The sequence below is a fragment of the Aliirhizobium smilacinae genome (assembly GCF_006335145.1).
GTDB classification, from domain to species: domain Bacteria; phylum Pseudomonadota; class Alphaproteobacteria; order Rhizobiales; family Rhizobiaceae; genus Neorhizobium; species Neorhizobium smilacinae.
Window position 1 is genome coordinate 1 of record NZ_VDMN01000016.1, and the last position, 15,922, is coordinate 15,922.

15 protein-coding genes and 3 pseudogenes are annotated in these 15,922 nt (G+C 56.2%); 3 read left to right on the forward strand and 15 right to left on the reverse strand.

The window, feature by feature from the left end; all coding sequences use genetic code 11:
• Positions 1-261 precede the first annotated feature (261 nt).
• Positions 262-1,687 (forward strand): annotated as a pseudogene (locus FHP24_RS28410) (ISNCY family transposase).
• A 5-nt stretch (positions 1,688-1,692) separates the two neighbouring features.
• On the opposite strand, the gene FHP24_RS28415 reads toward FHP24_RS28410, so the two are convergent.
• The 7 genes and pseudogenes from FHP24_RS28415 to FHP24_RS28435 form a co-directional block, all read right to left on the reverse strand.
• Positions 1,693-2,430 (reverse strand): hypothetical protein, encoded by a 738-nt coding sequence (locus FHP24_RS28415; protein ID WP_139679611.1) that lies wholly within the window; start codon positions 2,428-2,430, stop codon positions 1,693-1,695.
• Positions 2,431-2,755: 325 nt separating this feature from the next.
• The gene (locus tag FHP24_RS28420; RefSeq protein ID WP_139679612.1) at positions 2,756-3,427 is read right to left on the reverse strand and encodes a hypothetical protein; all 672 of its coding nucleotides are present in this window, start codon (positions 3,425-3,427) and stop codon (positions 2,756-2,758) included.
• 150 nt (positions 3,428-3,577) lie between these two features.
• A complete protein-coding gene (locus FHP24_RS29305) occupies positions 3,578-3,706 on the reverse strand; it encodes a hypothetical protein (protein ID WP_281287481.1) in 129 nt (42 codons plus the stop codon).
• Positions 3,707-3,712: 6 nt separating this feature from the next.
• Positions 3,713-4,420 (reverse strand): zeta toxin family protein, encoded by a 708-nt coding sequence (locus tag FHP24_RS28425; RefSeq protein WP_139679613.1) that lies wholly within the window; start codon positions 4,418-4,420, stop codon positions 3,713-3,715.
• A 3-nt stretch (positions 4,421-4,423) separates the two neighbouring features.
• Entirely contained in the window at positions 4,424-4,597 is a 174-nt protein-coding gene (locus FHP24_RS28895) for a hypothetical protein (protein WP_180356170.1), read from the reverse strand.
• Positions 4,598-5,179: 582 nt separating this feature from the next.
• Positions 5,180-6,089 (reverse strand): annotated as a pseudogene (locus tag FHP24_RS28430) (alpha-N-arabinofuranosidase); the annotation flags it as partial.
• 132 nt (positions 6,090-6,221) lie between these two features.
• Positions 6,222-7,154 (reverse strand): ArsR/SmtB family transcription factor, encoded by a 933-nt coding sequence (locus FHP24_RS28435; protein WP_139679614.1) that lies wholly within the window; start codon positions 7,152-7,154, stop codon positions 6,222-6,224.
• A gap of 463 nt (positions 7,155-7,617) precedes the next feature.
• Here FHP24_RS28435 and FHP24_RS28440 point away from each other — a divergent pair, with 463 nt between their 5' ends.
• The gene (locus tag FHP24_RS28440; RefSeq protein ID WP_139679615.1) at positions 7,618-7,860 is read left to right on the forward strand and encodes a hypothetical protein; all 243 of its coding nucleotides are present in this window, start codon (positions 7,618-7,620) and stop codon (positions 7,858-7,860) included.
• Positions 7,861-8,138: 278 nt separating this feature from the next.
• Here FHP24_RS28440 and FHP24_RS28445 read toward each other — a convergent pair whose 3' ends face one another.
• Positions 8,139-9,383 carry an MFS transporter gene (locus tag FHP24_RS28445; RefSeq protein ID WP_139679616.1) on the reverse strand — a complete coding sequence of 415 codons (1,245 nt, stop codon included), beginning with the start codon at positions 9,381-9,383 and terminating at the stop codon, positions 8,139-8,141.
• 105 nt (positions 9,384-9,488) lie between these two features.
• Here FHP24_RS28445 and FHP24_RS28450 point away from each other — a divergent pair, with 105 nt between their 5' ends.
• Positions 9,489-9,929: a winged helix-turn-helix transcriptional regulator gene (locus FHP24_RS28450; RefSeq protein WP_139679617.1), complete on the forward strand. Its 441-nt coding sequence runs from the start codon at positions 9,489-9,491 to the stop codon at positions 9,927-9,929.
• A gap of 33 nt (positions 9,930-9,962) precedes the next feature.
• Here the strand turns inward: FHP24_RS28450 and FHP24_RS28455 are convergent, their stop codons facing one another.
• The 7 genes and pseudogenes from FHP24_RS28455 to FHP24_RS28900 all read right to left on the reverse strand — a co-directional run.
• Positions 9,963-10,910 carry a D-2-hydroxyacid dehydrogenase family protein gene (locus tag FHP24_RS28455; protein ID WP_139679618.1) on the reverse strand — a complete coding sequence of 316 codons (948 nt, stop codon included), beginning with the start codon at positions 10,908-10,910 and terminating at the stop codon, positions 9,963-9,965.
• 27 nt (positions 10,911-10,937) lie between these two features.
• On the reverse strand, positions 10,938-11,954 hold the full coding sequence (locus FHP24_RS28460; protein ID WP_139679619.1) for an NADP-dependent oxidoreductase: 1,017 nt from the start codon (positions 11,952-11,954) through the stop codon (positions 10,938-10,940).
• Between the two features lie 168 nt (positions 11,955-12,122).
• Positions 12,123-12,917 (reverse strand): ABC transporter ATP-binding protein, encoded by a 795-nt coding sequence (locus tag FHP24_RS28465; RefSeq protein ID WP_139679620.1) that lies wholly within the window; start codon positions 12,915-12,917, stop codon positions 12,123-12,125.
• Positions 12,918-12,929: 12 nt separating this feature from the next.
• Positions 12,930-13,673, reverse strand: a complete 744-nt coding sequence (locus FHP24_RS28470; protein ID WP_210237879.1) for an ABC transporter permease — start codon at positions 13,671-13,673, stop codon at positions 12,930-12,932.
• Positions 13,674-13,692: 19 nt separating this feature from the next.
• Positions 13,693-14,715, reverse strand: a complete 1,023-nt coding sequence (locus FHP24_RS28475) for an ABC transporter substrate-binding protein (RefSeq protein WP_139679621.1) — start codon at positions 14,713-14,715, stop codon at positions 13,693-13,695.
• On the reverse strand, positions 14,715-15,572 hold the full coding sequence (locus FHP24_RS28480; RefSeq protein WP_139679622.1) for an ABC transporter substrate-binding protein: 858 nt from the start codon (positions 15,570-15,572) through the stop codon (positions 14,715-14,717). Before FHP24_RS28480 ends, FHP24_RS28475 begins: the two co-directional genes overlap by 1 nt.
• 141 nt (positions 15,573-15,713) lie before the next feature.
• Positions 15,714-15,922 (reverse strand): annotated as a pseudogene (locus tag FHP24_RS28900) (alpha/beta hydrolase); the annotation flags it as partial.

Here is a 15,922-nt window from a genome sequence, read left to right on the forward strand (position 1 = left end):
GACACGCCGCGCAAGTGCCTAGGGTTTCAGACGCCGAAGGAGATGTTCAGCCGGCATCTCTTGGCTTTAGAACAGTGATGCGTGTAGATTTCCGACCAGCGTTGCATTCAATCTGGAACCAGCACGGCTATTTAGTAATGCGACAGTTGGGCCAATTAGAGATGCGACAGTCTCGCCTCTCGACGCACTGGTCAAAGCCAACGTTGGGAGCAAGGATGACGATCTTCAGCCTGGTCGAGACCATGAGCGGTCGGAGTCGTCATGTCCTGTTTGATCACCATGTCGCAGAAAGAATTGCATCGCCTCGAGCTTATCCAGAAGATCCGTGACGGACGCCTGACCGTCGTCGAGGCCGCCGAACGGCTCGACCTCAGTCGAAGTCAGGTCCATCGGCTGCTGCAAGCCCTATGACCGGGATGGTCCGGCCGGGCTCGTTTCCAGGAAGCGATCTCGTCCGAGCAACCGGCGCCACAGCGAGGAGTTTCGCAATGCGGCGCTGGATCTGATCCGCGAACGCTGTCTAGATTTCGGTCCGACGCTGGCGCGTGAGAAGTTGATAGAGCTGCACCGGATTTCTGTCGCCAAGGAGACGCTGCGGCAATGGATGACCGAGGCTGGCATCTGGATCTCGCGTCGGGAACGCAAGAAGCGGGTTTTCCAGCCACGCGGCCGACGTGATTGCTTTGGCGAACTGGTGCAGATCGATGGCTCGCATCACTGGTGGTTCGAGAACCGTGGGCCCAAATGCGCCCTGCTCGTCTATATCGATGACGCGACCGGCAAGCTGCTACATCTACGGTTTGCCGGATCGGAGAACACATTCGACTATCTGCACGCAACCAAGGCTTATCTGCAGCAATGGGGCAAACCGCTGGCCTTCTACAGTGACAAGCATGGTGTTTTCCGCTCCACGCATGCGTCGGAGAAGGACCGGACGAGCCTGACGCAGTTCGGCCGGGCGCTTTATGAGCTGAACATCGACATCATCTGCGCCAACACCCCGCAGGCCAAGGGCCGGGTGGAACGTGCCAACCAGACATTGCGGGATCGGTTGGTCAAGGAGATGCGGCTTCGCGGTATTGACACTATCGAGGAAGCCAACGCCTATGCACCTGAGTTCATTGCGGATTTCAACGCGCGTTTCGGCAAACAACCGCGTAATCCGAAGGACATGCACCGGCCGTTGGCCGATCACGAGAACCTTGATGGCGCCATGTGTCGTAAGGAAGTTCGCACGCTGTCGCAGGCTTTGACGCTGCGCTACGACAAGGTGCTGTTCATTCTCGATCCAACAGAACAGGCCAAGGCGCTGGCGGGAAAGAAGATCGTCGTCTGCGACTATCCGGATGGTCGCCTCGAGATCATGCACGAGAGCTTCACCCTACCCTACAGAACCTTTGATAAGTTGAGATCGATACACAGACCCGAAGTCGTCGAGAACAAGCGTTTGGACGATATGCTTTCGATCGTCGCGGAGCTACAGGCCGGACGTGAGCTGCAGCGCAGCAAAAGCGGCCCTCGCCGCACAGGTCAGACAAATCATATGTTTGGGATACCGGATGGCAGCACGGCGAACGGGTATCAGAAGCGGGGGCGCAAGCCAGGTCCGAGGACGGATTTCATGAATGATCCCGATGTGATTGCGAAGCGAGAGAAGGCGTTGATGAGGCAGCCAGCGGCAGAATAACGATCTCAATGCACGCCGATGTCGCTTTGCGTATCTGATTCCAGCTGCAGGCAGGCGGCCCAGAGCGGCGTTTTGTGGAAGGAGCCGTCCTGGAAAAGCGTGAGCCCTTCTCTTGCTTCATAGAGCAGGCCCAACCAGCACAGGCGCCGCAGGACGCCATATAGGATATCGGATTTCAGCTCCCAGGCTTCCAGGGTCATTTCGGTCTTAGACAGGGGGGCGAAGTCTGGCTTGAGGATTTTTACAATCTGCAATGGCGTGCACCCTTCTCTGGCCTTGATGTTGAGATGATTGAGGAACATGCGCCACCAGCGCAATCGCGCCTGAACGTCCTCTTGCCGATCGGTCACGTGGACATACGAATAGAGATAATCCGTGGCGATCAGATCGAAGAAGGCTTGCGGGTTCACCAGAAACTCGCGACCTCGTTTGGTTGGCACCAGCACATCCTTTTTCCGGCGAAGAAGCTTCAAATGGCGGGTCATATCCCGCACGACCCAGAGCGGCGGCATGTCGCGTTCGTTCAGCACTTTGTTCATGCTGTAGAGGTCTTCGGCTGTGAACCCTGGCCAAAGAAAGTATACGGCGGCCCAGTGCACGAACTTCCGGTTCATGGCGCCGGTCGCCGTCAATCCTATGCCACCCTCACCGTCAGCATAGGCAACGGACAGAAGCATGCCGCGAAGAAGAGGTGACAGCGCGGCGACATCGACATCTCCGTGCAATTTGATTTCCGGAAGCATGATGCCGCTTTGATCCCTCCCCGCCCGATGCAGGTGCAAAATGATTATCAGCTGGCAACGAGATAATTACTACTGAGGAAGCTAAAGCCGAAAGGGAGCGTCATCACCCGCCCCCGCTCCTCCCTTGCAACCCGGCCCAGCCGGTCGGATCGGGGGCTGATCGTCAGAGCCAGTGTCGCATTTCTAACTGGTTGGCGATGTCGCAGCCCTATTCAGCTTTGACAAGTGCCCGATATTACTAAGTAAATTCGATTATAGCCGCAATCGGAGGATCAATCTAGCGGAATGATCGGGCTTGGAAATCTCATACCGGTTGGGGCTTCAATTAGATGATGACCGGCGCTCTGGGGATCAGGCGACGCGCTGTTATTCCACCGCCCTCACGGGCGAGAATCTCGACGAGAGCGGCATTCGGTCCATTGACGAACAGGTTTTGAAAAACCGGTTCGAATTTCGAATGGGTGAAGGTCATGTCCGGGAACTTCACGTCGGCCAAGGTCCCGGCAAGGTAGTCCGGAAGGCGGATGAACTCTGCGAACTGGTTAATGCCGTCCCATCCCGGAAGGCCGAACAAGAAAGATGGCTCAAGGGCATCCTGACCGTTCATCATTCGATGAAGGTGGAAATACAGGAACGAAAGATCGAAGGCGACCTTATCGTGTTTATCGAAGATAGCGTCACGGTCACTGATCCAGCGAACCAGCTTCGGCTTTTTCGCTTGCGCCAAGTGCCTGCACACGATTGAAGCGAACGCCGCACAGAGCAAGATTTGCCGTGCAAGTGCGGAATTTCGGTTGCGTCGCTTCATTTCGGTCTCGAAACTTTTCAGTCGCTTGTCGACGTCTCGGTAATGCGCTCCCTGCTGCGGGATCATTGTCGTCATCTCTGCAACGATAGCCCGCATCTCAGCGAGCGCGCCGCGGATATTGTCGTCGGTCATGTAATCGCGGAGCAGTTTCGATTTCTTCTCAACGACGAAGTTGATGCTGAAGACCACAGGGCTTGCCAGATAGGAGATCAGCCCTTGTGACGTTGTCCGAGAGGCCTTGATATCCGAGGGTGCTACTGCAGAGATGTATTCTTCGATATTAGCCTGAGTGTCGTGGTTGAGAACGATCGCAAACGCAAAAACATCGTTCGACTTGTTTTAATCCCCGATGCAATAGTCGGAAAAGGCGTTCCAAGCCGCACCTTCAGGCATTCGCGCAAACCATGCTTCAAGGTCGGAAGAGATCGTGCGAAACACGGTTTCGAGCAGCTTTATCAGTTCGAACATCGGTTCCTATTTCTTGCTGGGAGGCTCGCGCTTGTAACCTGGGACCGCTCGCAGAATACGAGCCGACATCTCATCCACCGCCTGAGTAATGGATTCCAGGGGTCTGAAGCCATCGAACGTGCGAACCAGCCCGAGGGCCTCGCAGACCTTGGCCGAATATAGCGCGTGCAATACGTTAGCGTCATCAATATCGAATGCCTCGACCGCTCCGGCGCTGATCCTGAATACCTCGTGGGGTTGGATGCCACTGTTGTCGATCAAGAGGGCCTCGTCCGTCAGTTTCAGTGCCTCTGTCAGGTTTTTCAAGGAACCGGCATATCGCCTGCGGATATCGACTTCAGGAATGTCATGGCCACCGGCTTCGACGCGCTGCTTTACCCGCTCGATATTCGTCTCAACGGAAGTCAGGGCGGTGTAGTAGAGGTCGACCGAAAATCCGGCCGCTTTGGCATCGCAGATCAGATTGATGGCTTGCCGGCTGCTCAAGGTCGTCTCAAAGATGAAAGATTGCCGTGTGTCTAACATCTCGGCAATTTTGCGAATTGTCGCTCGGCCCGCGGCCATGGCGGCAGCGCGATCATCGATGGTTCCGGCCAGCTCCTTCGCGATCTCGTCGGCGTTGATCCAAATGCCGTCGATTTCTAACTTCGCATAAGCTGAAGACTTGCCGGACCCATTGGGGCCGCCCAGAATAATGCACGAAGGTTGCGACAACTATTACCGCCCCATGGCAGCATGAACACGGATTTCCTCGTGTTCGGCGCGATCCTTGGCCTCGTTAGCAAGGTCCTTGGAGGAGATCGGCAGGCCCAGACGGCGGCGTTCGGCAATCGCTTCGCGGCCGATCTGCATCAGGGCTTCCTTGTTTTCGTCGTACTTTTTCAAAAGCATCGTCGATCTCCTATAACCCCAATATAGCGCTTCCTGCTCTTCCCTGCAAATCGAGCGTGGGACACATCAAGGATCTAGATCAAACGCAGTATTCCCGGAGGCCAGGGTGGTCGTCAGCTTGATCTCATGGCCATCATTGAACCGGCGACCATGGCGTGGCTAGGCTTGGCGCAACATAAGTGAGTCATTTTTTCTGCGGCGGTATACAGCCTTGCGAGAAGCGGCGTCGGTTCAGGAATTCCAGTTTGAGATCAGGGTTTCGAGCAGCTGGGCACCGGCTGTTTCTGATTGCGCTTCCTCATATCAGTCAGCATGCCGAGCCGTTTGAACTTTATCTCGACTGCCCGTTTGGCCTCGAAATATGCGGAGACCTTAGTCAGCAACTGGTCGTAATCTGATCTATTTTCAGGTTGGTCGTCGACGAAAATGTAGCCGTGGCCCCTATTTCGCATCCCAAGCTCTTTGCGAAATTCGGCTGTCACCCGCTCGAACACGTGATCGGGCAAAATGAGGCCGGCTGAAAAGGCGTTGGCCTGAAACTCCAGGCGCTCGACATTAATTCTCGCATCCGCCTCCAGCGCCGACGATCGTCTTCGCGAATGTGGTACCAGACATTCCACTCGTCGAAGCAGATGTGAACGTCGTTTTTCGCGCGCTTCTTCGCTTTGACATAGTCGATCGTTCCGGCGATCGTCTGGATGTAGCGACCGGTCTCGACGACCTTGCCGAAGTAGTTCAGCGTGTCCTTGCTGGAGTTGCCGAAGTATTTGTGCAGCGAGATGTAATCGACGTTCTCGTAGCACTCCTCGAGAACCTCTCGCTCCCACTCGGGATATGTCGCCATCTCGTCGTTGGAACTGCCACAAACGATCGCCTCGATCTGACTGTCGAAGCCCTTGAAGGCTTTCGCAGTCTCGTTCGCGAGGCGGCCGTATTCGGTCGCCACCTTGTGGCCGATCTGCCACGGCCCGTCCATCTCGTTTCCGAGGCACCACATCTTGACGTCGTAACCGTCATTCCGACCGTGTGACCGACGCAAATCGCTCCACGCGGTATCCGACGGGAAATTCACATACTCCAGAAAATTCCTCGCATCTTCCAGGCCACGAGAGCCAAGATTGACGGCAAGCATCATCTCGATGCCGGCCTTTTCAGACCAGTCCGCGAATTCGTTGATGCCAATCTGATTGCTCTCCTTCGAGCGCCAGGCGAGATCGAGACGCACCGGGCGGTTCTCACGCGGACCGATGCCGTCTTCCCAGCGATACGCGGAGACAAAGTTTCCTCCCGGATAACGAATGGCAGGAATCTTGAGATCCTGGACGAACTTGAGGACGTCCTTGCGGAAGCCCTGCTCATCAGCTTCCGGATGTCCGGGCTCATAAATGCCCGAGTAGATTGCCCGACCCATGTGCTCGATAAAGGCGGAATAGAGCCGTTGATCGATGTCGGAAATCATAAAATCGCGGTGAACCGCTATCCGGGCCTTCATACAAATCCTCCTCATTCATATCCAGAATTTCGATATAGATCGAAAATTTGGATATAATTCGGATTTGCGTAACCAATTGTCAATCGTTAGTTTTCAAAGCGCTGATCACACTTGCGAGCAACCCAGCGATCGTCAGGCAGATACCGTCTTGAGACGAAGAATGATGTCTTGATCGTAGTTTCCGAAGCCGCGCCCGAAGATATTGATGCCGCCCGGGTGCTTCCCGTCAGCCTTTACCTCGACTCGTAGGCGAATAGATCGATGCTCATCCAGTTCCAGATCTGTGGACGAAATTTCAGATATCTGGTGGCCATCGACGAAAGTTCCATTTGGCCCGACTGACCATGTCTTCAACATCCCGTATTGTGATCCCTTGAGTTTCCACCATGAAGGCGTATAGGTCCCGCGTCGATCGCCGAAATCACCCGGTGACGTCCACACACCCAATTCCACGCCATTGATAGAGACCACAATGTCCGACGGCCAGTTGGCCATCGTGCCAGGCACTTCGGAACTCACTTCCATCAACACTTCAACGGATTCAATCTTGTCTCCGCGTAGCTTAGCGTTATTTGGGAACTGATATTCTACATATCCGCTGGTGAACCAGAGCAGATTCGTCTTCATCCGCTCCGGATCCATAAATGTCTCCGGGACATCGAGCAGACCGATGATGCCCTCGGTCGAGCAAATGCCGCACGGCGCTGTAACAGCATTGTTGGTGTAGAGCCCGAGTGGCATGGCGACCTCTATGGCATTATCCTTGATCGCCTCGGGGGCGGTTTGCAGGGTGACTACGAGCTCGTCGTAGACTGCAAAGCAGACCTTCTGGGTACCTTTCCTGGCGCGACGGGATTCCGTCCGGATCAACCCGGCTTTCTCAAGGACTTTGAGATGAGAAGACACAGAGGATTGGGGTAGCTTGGCGATCTCCGCGAGCTCATTCACGTTGATGCCGGGATGGCAGGCGATCTGCTGAAGGAGACTTATCCTCTGGACAGAGAATATGCCTTTGATGGTCGTCATGTCCTTACTGGGATCGATCACCAGAAACCTCGAACTCATCGAATCCCTTCATATTGAATTTCTCGATCTATATCGCGTAAGGGGATCGATTCCAAGAAGCTTTACGGAGTGCGGCGGGACACAGACCTACCTGAGCAAACACTAAGGAGCGAACTGATCCATCCATAGAAAGATAATAGCGGTAGCCAGCAGGCGACTTGTCGAACTTGGTCGACTATTGGTAATTCCCAAGCGATCCTGGAGTGTATCGAGGATCAATCGCTCCGTTGGTCCCTTCTGTGAAGGCGTTAAAAAGCGGGCGAGAATGACCTGTGCCGCATCATGGCTTCGCCATGAATAGCCACCGACTCGCAGTGGTCACAGAGCGCGAGACCGTCCTCGGGACGAATTCTTTTACAAGCAATTGCTGTAAAGCATTGAGGCGCCTGGGCTGAGTTGCGATGCTTCACAAAACTCTCGTTATATGACGCTAACATCCCACCACAGGCCTTGGGGATCCACAATGAGCAGCAAGAAGTCGCGTGAGATTGATAAGATCGCGGATACGATACGCGACCTAGCGACCCCGGATATAAAGCCTAAGGCACTCATTGATGCTGTCAGAGAACTCCACCCCGACGCCTCGAAGAAGGACATCGCCCGAGCGGCGTTTCTTCGCGCCATTCTCTCGGCGGAATTTAAGCCAGAAGACACCCAAGCACTACACGACATCGCTTCCGAAACACGAAACGAAGACTCGGACTAGGCTTCTGTTGCGCCTAGTGTGCTGATTGCCCTGACGATGACGGGACCTTGGAAATCTGCAGGACGGCAGGCTTCGCCGCGGCGCACTCCAGCTTCGCCTCGAGTTTACTGAAAACCTTCGGAGCCTTGCCGTCGTCAAATCCTCGTCATGGGTATCAGGCAAGATACACCGCCTGTTCCGGGCTAGAATAACACCGCATCCGCTACCTTCGCTCCATTAAAGTTTCAAACCGCTTGCGGTGTAGCTGAAGGCGGCAATCGCCAGTCGGCCATGCTCGGTCAGTTCCAAGGGCATTCAACGGTGCGGGTTCGTCGATTTGCGCCCGCTGCGATGAAGGTGACGATCCACAATGCGAGTGCCGTCCCGCTGAATGCTGCTCCCAAGACCGAAACACCCAGCCAACCGAAGTGCACATAGATCGCTGTCGCAGTGATCGCCCCAATGGCGCTGCCGAGCGAGTAGAACACCATGTATCCTCCAATCAAGCGGCCGCTCTTTTGCGGATGCACGGCTACTACGACGCTGATGTTGGTAACGTGCACCGCCTGGACTGCCAGGTCGAGTAGGAACACGCCTATCAACAGTGTTGCTATCGAAAACGGTAGGAGAGCGATCGCCCCCCAGGATGCCAGCAGCAGCGTCAAACAAATTCCAGTCGTCCACTGACTGAACCCTGCATCTGCAAGCCTTCCTGCGCCTGTTGCGCCAAATGCCCCTGCCAGTCCGACCAACCCAAACAGCCCGATCAAGGTGTGGGAATAGAAAAATGGCGGAGCACTGAGCGGAAAGACAAGAACGGTCCAGAGCGTGCTGAAGGAAGCGAAGATCAGGAGAGCGAGTGCGCCTCGTAAGAGCAAGGTCGGCTGACGCAGGAACATGGATGGAACGGTGAGGAGAGCGTGGGCATATGTTTCCCGCTCCCGCTGCAAGGTCTGCCGCGGTAGTATCGACACAAGGACAGCAACCACTACGACCATCATGAGCGCAGATGCCAGGTAAACTGTCCGCCACCCGCCGAGATCGGAAATCGCTCCGGCGACGATTCGGGCTGAGAGGATCCCCGTCACGACGCCGCTGGTAACCAGACCGACAACCCTTCCGCGTTGGTTCGGCGTTGCCAAGGCCGCGGCGTGCGCGACAAGCACCTGAACGATAACAGCCAGCAAGCCGACCACGCACATGCCCGCCAGCAGCAGCATTTTTCCTTCCGCTGTCGCGACGACGGTAAGAGCGATTGAAGACAGCAGCCCCAGGACAATTATGAGTTTCCGGCGGTCTATGAGATCGCCGATCGGTACGATGAAGATCAGGCCCATCCCATATCCGATCTGCGTCAGCGTCACGATGATACCGATGCTGGCCGATGGAATTCCGAGGTCATGCGCCATCAAGTCGAGCAAGGGTTGGGCGTAGTAGATATTCGCCACGCTCAAACCTGCAGCAGCAGCGACGATCAGCGTTTTCCTTCCGGACAGGCCATGTCTCTGCTCTTCCTGCCCTGTATTGATTGTTCTCTTGTCCATCGCGCAGCCTCTTGCGATCGTTTCGGCCTCATTGTGAGACCACTTGGCGCGCCATAAATCTAGTTCTAAGATAGAACCAGATCTTGAGTAGGAGGTGATAGCGCGATGGTGAAACGTGTCAGTCTGTGGAATGCAGCTTGCCCAGTGGCACGCTCACTCGATGCGATCGGCGACTGGTGGTCACTTCTAATCATCCGCGATGCTTTTAGTGGTGCGCGTCGTTTCGGCGAGTTTCAGAACGGACTAGGCATAAGCAAAGGCGTGTTGACGACCCGCTTGCGTGACCTGGTGGAGAGAGGAATTTTCGAAACGGCGCCAGCCTCGGACGGGACCGCCTACCGCGAATACGTTCTCACGGCCAAGGGGCGCGGCCTGTTTCCCGTCATCGTCGCGCTGCGTCAATGGGGGGAAGACCATCTGTTCGCGGACGGGGAGGTTCGTTCGTCGCTGGTGGAGCGAGGAACAGGTCAGCCGATCGCAAAGCTTATAATCCGATCCGCAAATGGTCGATCCCTTGCATGGACTGACACGCAGGTGACAGCGTAATGGCACCACCATCCCGTGAAACAGCCGCCGCCCTTACATGGTTCTGATGGGAGTTCCGTCGAGCCACGCCAGAATGTTTTCGACAGTCTCCCGATAGAAGATCCGATACGAGCGCTCGGTGACAAACCCAATATGGGGTGTCGCGATCACATTGGGGAGCGATACAAGCCGGTGCCCGGCATGAACTGGTTCCTCATCAAACACATCGACGGCGGCGCCGGCAATCGTTTTGCCAGCGAGGGCTTCTACGAGCGCATCTTCGTCGACGAGCGGGCCTCGCGACGTATTCACCAGCCACGCTGACGACTTCATCTGGTTGAGTTCGTCTCTTCCTACAATTCCTCTTGAACGGTCCGAGAGAACGAGATGCAGTGTGACCCAGTCGGACTTCCGAAGCAGCTCCTCCTTATCCACACGGGTCACGCCTGCGGTTCGGGCCGTGCCCTCGGTCAAGTTCTGACTCCATGCGATGACATTCATGCCAAATGCTTTTCCGACACGCGCCACCTGTGCACCAATCCGACCGAGGCCGATAATGCCCAGCGTGCTGCCATTGAGGTCGCGGCCGACAGTCGTCTGCCATCCGCCAGCGCGCAGCGAACCTTCTTCGGCGGGGATCTGCCGAGCGGCCGCGAGGATCAGTGCCCAGGTCAGTTCAGGTGCACCGCTGCCATTGGCTCCGGTGCTCGACACCGCGATATTTAGATCGCGAGCGGCATCAAGATCGATCGACGCATTCCGCGCACCCGTGGATGCTATGAAGCGGAGTTTGGGTAAGCGTTCGAGCACTGATCGTGGCAACGCGGTCCGCTCCCGCATCACACAGAGCGCTTCGAATTCCTCCAGCCGGGCGACGAGTGCATCCGCATCAGCAAGGTGATCATTGAAGACGGTGACATCGGCTCGGTCGTGAACGGCAGACCAGTCCGCAGTTTTCAGGGCCACGTTCTGGTAGTCGTCCAGGATTGCAATCTTCTTCATTCCGTCCCCTCGCCTTCGCTGCCGAGCTCAATCGGCGATCTTGATGATCAGCTTTCCAAAATTGCGACCAGTCAGCATGCCGATGAAGGCTTCGGGGGCATTCTCGAGACCATCGATGATGTCCTCACGATACCGAACCTCTCCAGAAGCCACACGCGGTCCGATTTCATCAAGGAACTCATCGAAGTGATCAGCCGCGAATTCGGTCTGGATGAAGCCGCGGACGAGAAGGCTCCGTCGAAGGATCGTGGACATGGTCGCTGGGAGCCGGTCGATGTCGGCGGAACCTGAACCATTGTAGTGGGCGACGAGGCCGCATACCGGGATGCGGGCAAATTGATTGAGCAGTGGCAGCACGCCATCCCAGACGTGCCCGCCGACATTTTCGAAATAAACATCGATGCCGTCGGGGCAAGCAGTCTGCAGATCTGAGGCGAAGCGCTCCGAGCGATGATCCACAACGGTATCGAAGCCGAGTTCATCCTTCACGTAGGCGCATTTCTCAGGCCCGCCGGCGATGCCAACGGCGCGGGCTCCCGCGAGCCGGGCAAGCTGACCGACCATGGATCCCACAGGGCCGGAAGCGGCAGCGACGGCGACTGTCTCCCCCTGCTTCGGCTGCCCGATGAATTTCAATCCGCTCCAGGCAGTGAAGCCAGGCATACCGAGAGAGCCGAGCGACGTCGTGATCGGCGCACCATGGGTTTCAACACGACGGAGTTGGTCGCCGTTGATCACGGCATGGCTGCTCCATCCGGTGCGGCCACGAACGAGGTCGCCCGGCACAAAGTTGTTGTGAAGTGATTTGACGACCTCGGAGATCGCCTCGCCCTCCATGACACCGCCGATCGGGACCGCCGCAGCATACGATTTGGCATCGCTCATGCGGCCGCGCATGTAGGGATCGAGGGAGAGGTAGAGCGATCTGACCGTAACATCCCCCTCATTGGCTTCCGGAAGATCGAATGCCTCAAGGCGAAAGTTGTCTCGTCCCGGCTGACCTGTCGGTCTGCTTGCTAGAGCGATGCGGCGAGCTGACGTCATTTTCTATTCCTCGATGATTGGGATATATCTGATCTAGGGAAAGCAGAAGGATTTCCAAGCCAAGCAGAACGTCGCAGGGAAATTGCGGTCATGCTAAACCGGACCGGAAAGTTTGCCGTCCGACGCGTTCAGAAACCTGGCGTCCATTTTCCCGGACAGATTTCTCCGTCAGAAAAGCCCCAGATCCGACATGAGACGTGCACGGATTGCTGTCGATCCGCTCCCGACCCGCGGCCTGGGCCGCGGGATATCCACTTCCGTTACTGATTTAATTTCGCCCGGACGTGGTGACATCACGATGATCCGGTCGCAGAGGTGAATGGCCTCATCGATGTCGTGGGTAATCAGGACGATCGACATCCTCCGCCTTTCCCATATGCGGATCACCTCGTCCTGCAACTGCATTTTCGTCAGGGCGTCCAACGCCGCGAACGGTTCGTCCAGCAAAAGGATTCGAGGTTGAGAAGTCAAAGCGCGAGCAAGGGCTGCGCGTTGTGCCATGCCTCCGGATATCTGGTGCGGAAACTTCTTTTCGAACCCGGTCAATCCCACGAGGGCAAGGTTACTCGTCACGAGTTCACGCTTTTCATGCTCAGGTATTTTGGTTTCGTGGATGGAGATTGCGACGTTCTGCTCGACCGTCAACCATGGGAAAAGCCGTGGTTCCTGAAAGACCACTCCCCTCTCTATACCCGGCCCGGTGACCTCGTTGTCATCCAGCCCGATATGCCCAACGTAATCACGATCCAGCCCGGCGATGAGCTTCAGCAACGTCGATTTGCCGCATCCGCTTCTGCCGACAACGCCTACAATCTCCTTCTCGCCCACCTTGAACGAGATATCACGCAACACTTCCGTCGCGTCTCCTTTCGCCTCGTAGGTCTTGGAGACTCCTGCCACGGTCAGGCCGCCGCCTTTCAAGTCGATATGAGGAATTATTGCCCGGTTGGTGATATGATCCATCGATGGTGCTCCCTAAACCGTAGCCACCCGCCGCCAACGGGTCACGTATCGTTCGATGCCTCCGATCACTCCATATTCAAGGAGTGCCATGACACCCGCAAAGCCAATGGTCCATGCAAGGACCCCCGCCACGTTCATGGCGCTGTACTCGGCGTTCAGACGGTAGCCGACGCCGCTTGAGAGACCGAAGATCTCGACGAGAACGATGACCTTCCAGCCCATAGATAGTCCGATACGAATACCATTCAGCAGAAATGGCGTGAGCGTTGGAAGCAACAGAAAGCGGAGGCGGGACAAGATGGATAGGCGGTAGACTGCGGTTATCTCCTGTAAGTCTGCATTCACCGTCTTGATTCCCTGGGCGATACTCAATGCCAACGGAGGGGACAGACTTAGCGCGACAGCAAGTGTTGACGTCGTCAAGGAGATTCCAAACCAGATAACGCAAAGAAGCGCCCAAACCAGGCCAGGCACGGTCAGTCCGATCAGAATCGCAGGCTCGAAGAACTGTCTGGCGTACCTGTTCCGTCCCATGACGATTCCAAGCGCCAGCGATACCGCGAAGGCCACCAGAAACCCGAGCGTCACCCTTCCAAGCGTGATCGTCATATGGCTGAAGAAAACGCCGCTGACGAAGATATCGACCAATTCCGCCCCGACCTCTGCTACATCGGGAACAAGCGGGTTTGCCAGGTGCCGAGCCATCATCTCCCAGCCCAGCGTCAGCAGGGCAAGGAAGGTGATGGGCAGGCCCAAGGCGGTTATCCTGGAAAGGTCAGAGTATGCGAGTGAAGGTGTATTTCGGCCTGCTATCGACGATCTTGAGATCGATCGCGATTTCGAGCTGTCGATTGAAGTCATTGATAACAGCCTCGTTCCATTCCGTTGCGTAGACCCTTGGCAGACGTTGTTCGAGAAGAGAGAGGAGCTCCTCGGACGGATTCTTCAATCCCATTCCTGCCTGGATTGCGAAATCCCTGATGAGCGACGGCTCTGACGCAAACCGCTTGTTGACCCCTAAAGTCATCTGAGCAACTCGACGAGCCGTCTCCTGATTTTCATCCACCCATTTGGCGGTCGCAGAGACGCCGACGAGTGATAGCGTGGTTCTGTCGCCGGTCGCATCCCGCCACTGATCGGCCACTCGTGCAATCTCTCGATGGCCTTGTGCAATCAACTGTGTTGAGACTGGCTCGATTGAAATCACGGCATCCACGTCACCCCTGTTGAACAGCGCTACATTCGACACCGACGGGCCAAACGAGACCTGAAAGTCCTTCTCAAGGTCGAGCTTGTGAAGTGCAGCCGCCATGCGGGCATGGCGGTAGGTGTCGCTGGTTGGCAACTGGGTCGCAATTCGTTTGCCCTTCAAATCCGATGGATGCTGGTAAGGACTATCGCCCTTGACGATCCAGGATCCATGATTGTTCAGACGCGAACCGAAGATGACAAGCTCTGCACCCTTTTGTGCGGCCTCGGCGATACCGAGCGCACCGAAGGGGCCACAGTCCAGCGCCCCACTGATTAGCAGCATCTGGAACTGCCCTGGAGAGCCGTCGATCCAGTCGATATCGAGCCCTGGATCGAGTTCGGGGAATTTTGCGACAAGGTCGTCCTGGATTGTCCCGGCGGTGCCGGGTCCGGCCTTGCTCATGCGAACTGGTAGACGATCAGCGGACCTGGCAATCGAAGGCGAAAACAGGCTTGGCGCGAGGGCGGTCGCGGCCAGTCCCATCATTACCTGCCGTCGGCCCAACACGGGGCCGCCGATCTGTCCATTTTTGGGCAACGATGTCATCACGCGACAAGCCTTTTGTATTCGCTCGTGCCCTTAGTCAGGTTCCAGGTTTTCATCCATTCGTAGGTGTAATCGAAGCGCTTTTCATCAAGCGGTCGCGAGTGCGCGTAGTGTACGAAATGAGAAGCAAGTTCCTCGGGTGCGAGCCGTCCGTTCAGTTCAGCAACGACATGATGCTTGTAACGGGCAAAATCCGACCGGATCAAATCGGCTGCCTCATTCACGGATGCCACATAGGCTTCACGCTTGTCGGCAGGCACCTCCGGAGAGATGACTTCGGCGCCGCGGTAGAAATTGACCGCAACAATATGTGCGCCTTCCTTGAGGGCAAGGCTGATGAACGGCTCCATGATCGCAATCGCCTTGAGCTTGCCGTCCTTGAGAGACTGATATCGCTGATGTGGCGGCCCGGCGTGTTCGACGATGATCGTGTCACGCGGGATCGCGCCTTCCAGGAGTTGAAGTGTCGTGTAGTGGGACCCGGTAAGCTCGTTGATTCCGACGGCGACGTTCTCAAGATCACGCGGCTCCTGGATATCATCATCGAACGTGATGATTGCCTGTGCTGCGACCGCCGGACGCAATCCGAAGACCTGGCTGCCACGGGCGCTCTTTTCCGAACGATCAAGACCAGCCCATTCGCAAAGATTGTAAGCCGATGCCGCTCCGGTCTCGTACAGCGCTTCCTTCTGACGCTTGAACGGATCCTGGGACGAGCTTGCCGGATCATACTTGTCGACGAACTCGACTTTCAAGCCGTTCTTTTCGAAGATACCCTCTTCAAGGGCTACGTAGATCGGAAGGTCGAAGACGGGCCCGTTGGGGGAAAGCGTGAAGGGATAAAGAGTGTCGGACATTGTTGTCTCCTTTGAATTGGACGAGGAGACGGTATCTGGTTGTCTATCAACCCTATAGGTAAAATGGTTTAATATATGGGCAGTCAGAGGTTTGTTTTTTGTCAAATCGGGGTTTGCTCGGCCGGGTTTGCTCGCTGCCGTCTAGCGGGCCAGCAGCGACCCACCCAATCTGAACGGCGCAGACAGCGCTCCGCCGACGCCATCGAGCACGAGCGCACCTGTACCAGCGACCGGGTTGCTGAAACCCTGCCGGAGTTGCGGATAGACCGCGGCCAGAGATGCGAACCGGTCGTGGTTCGTGCCGTTCAACGATGGAATAGTCGAAATATCAACGACATCCAGGTTCTCTT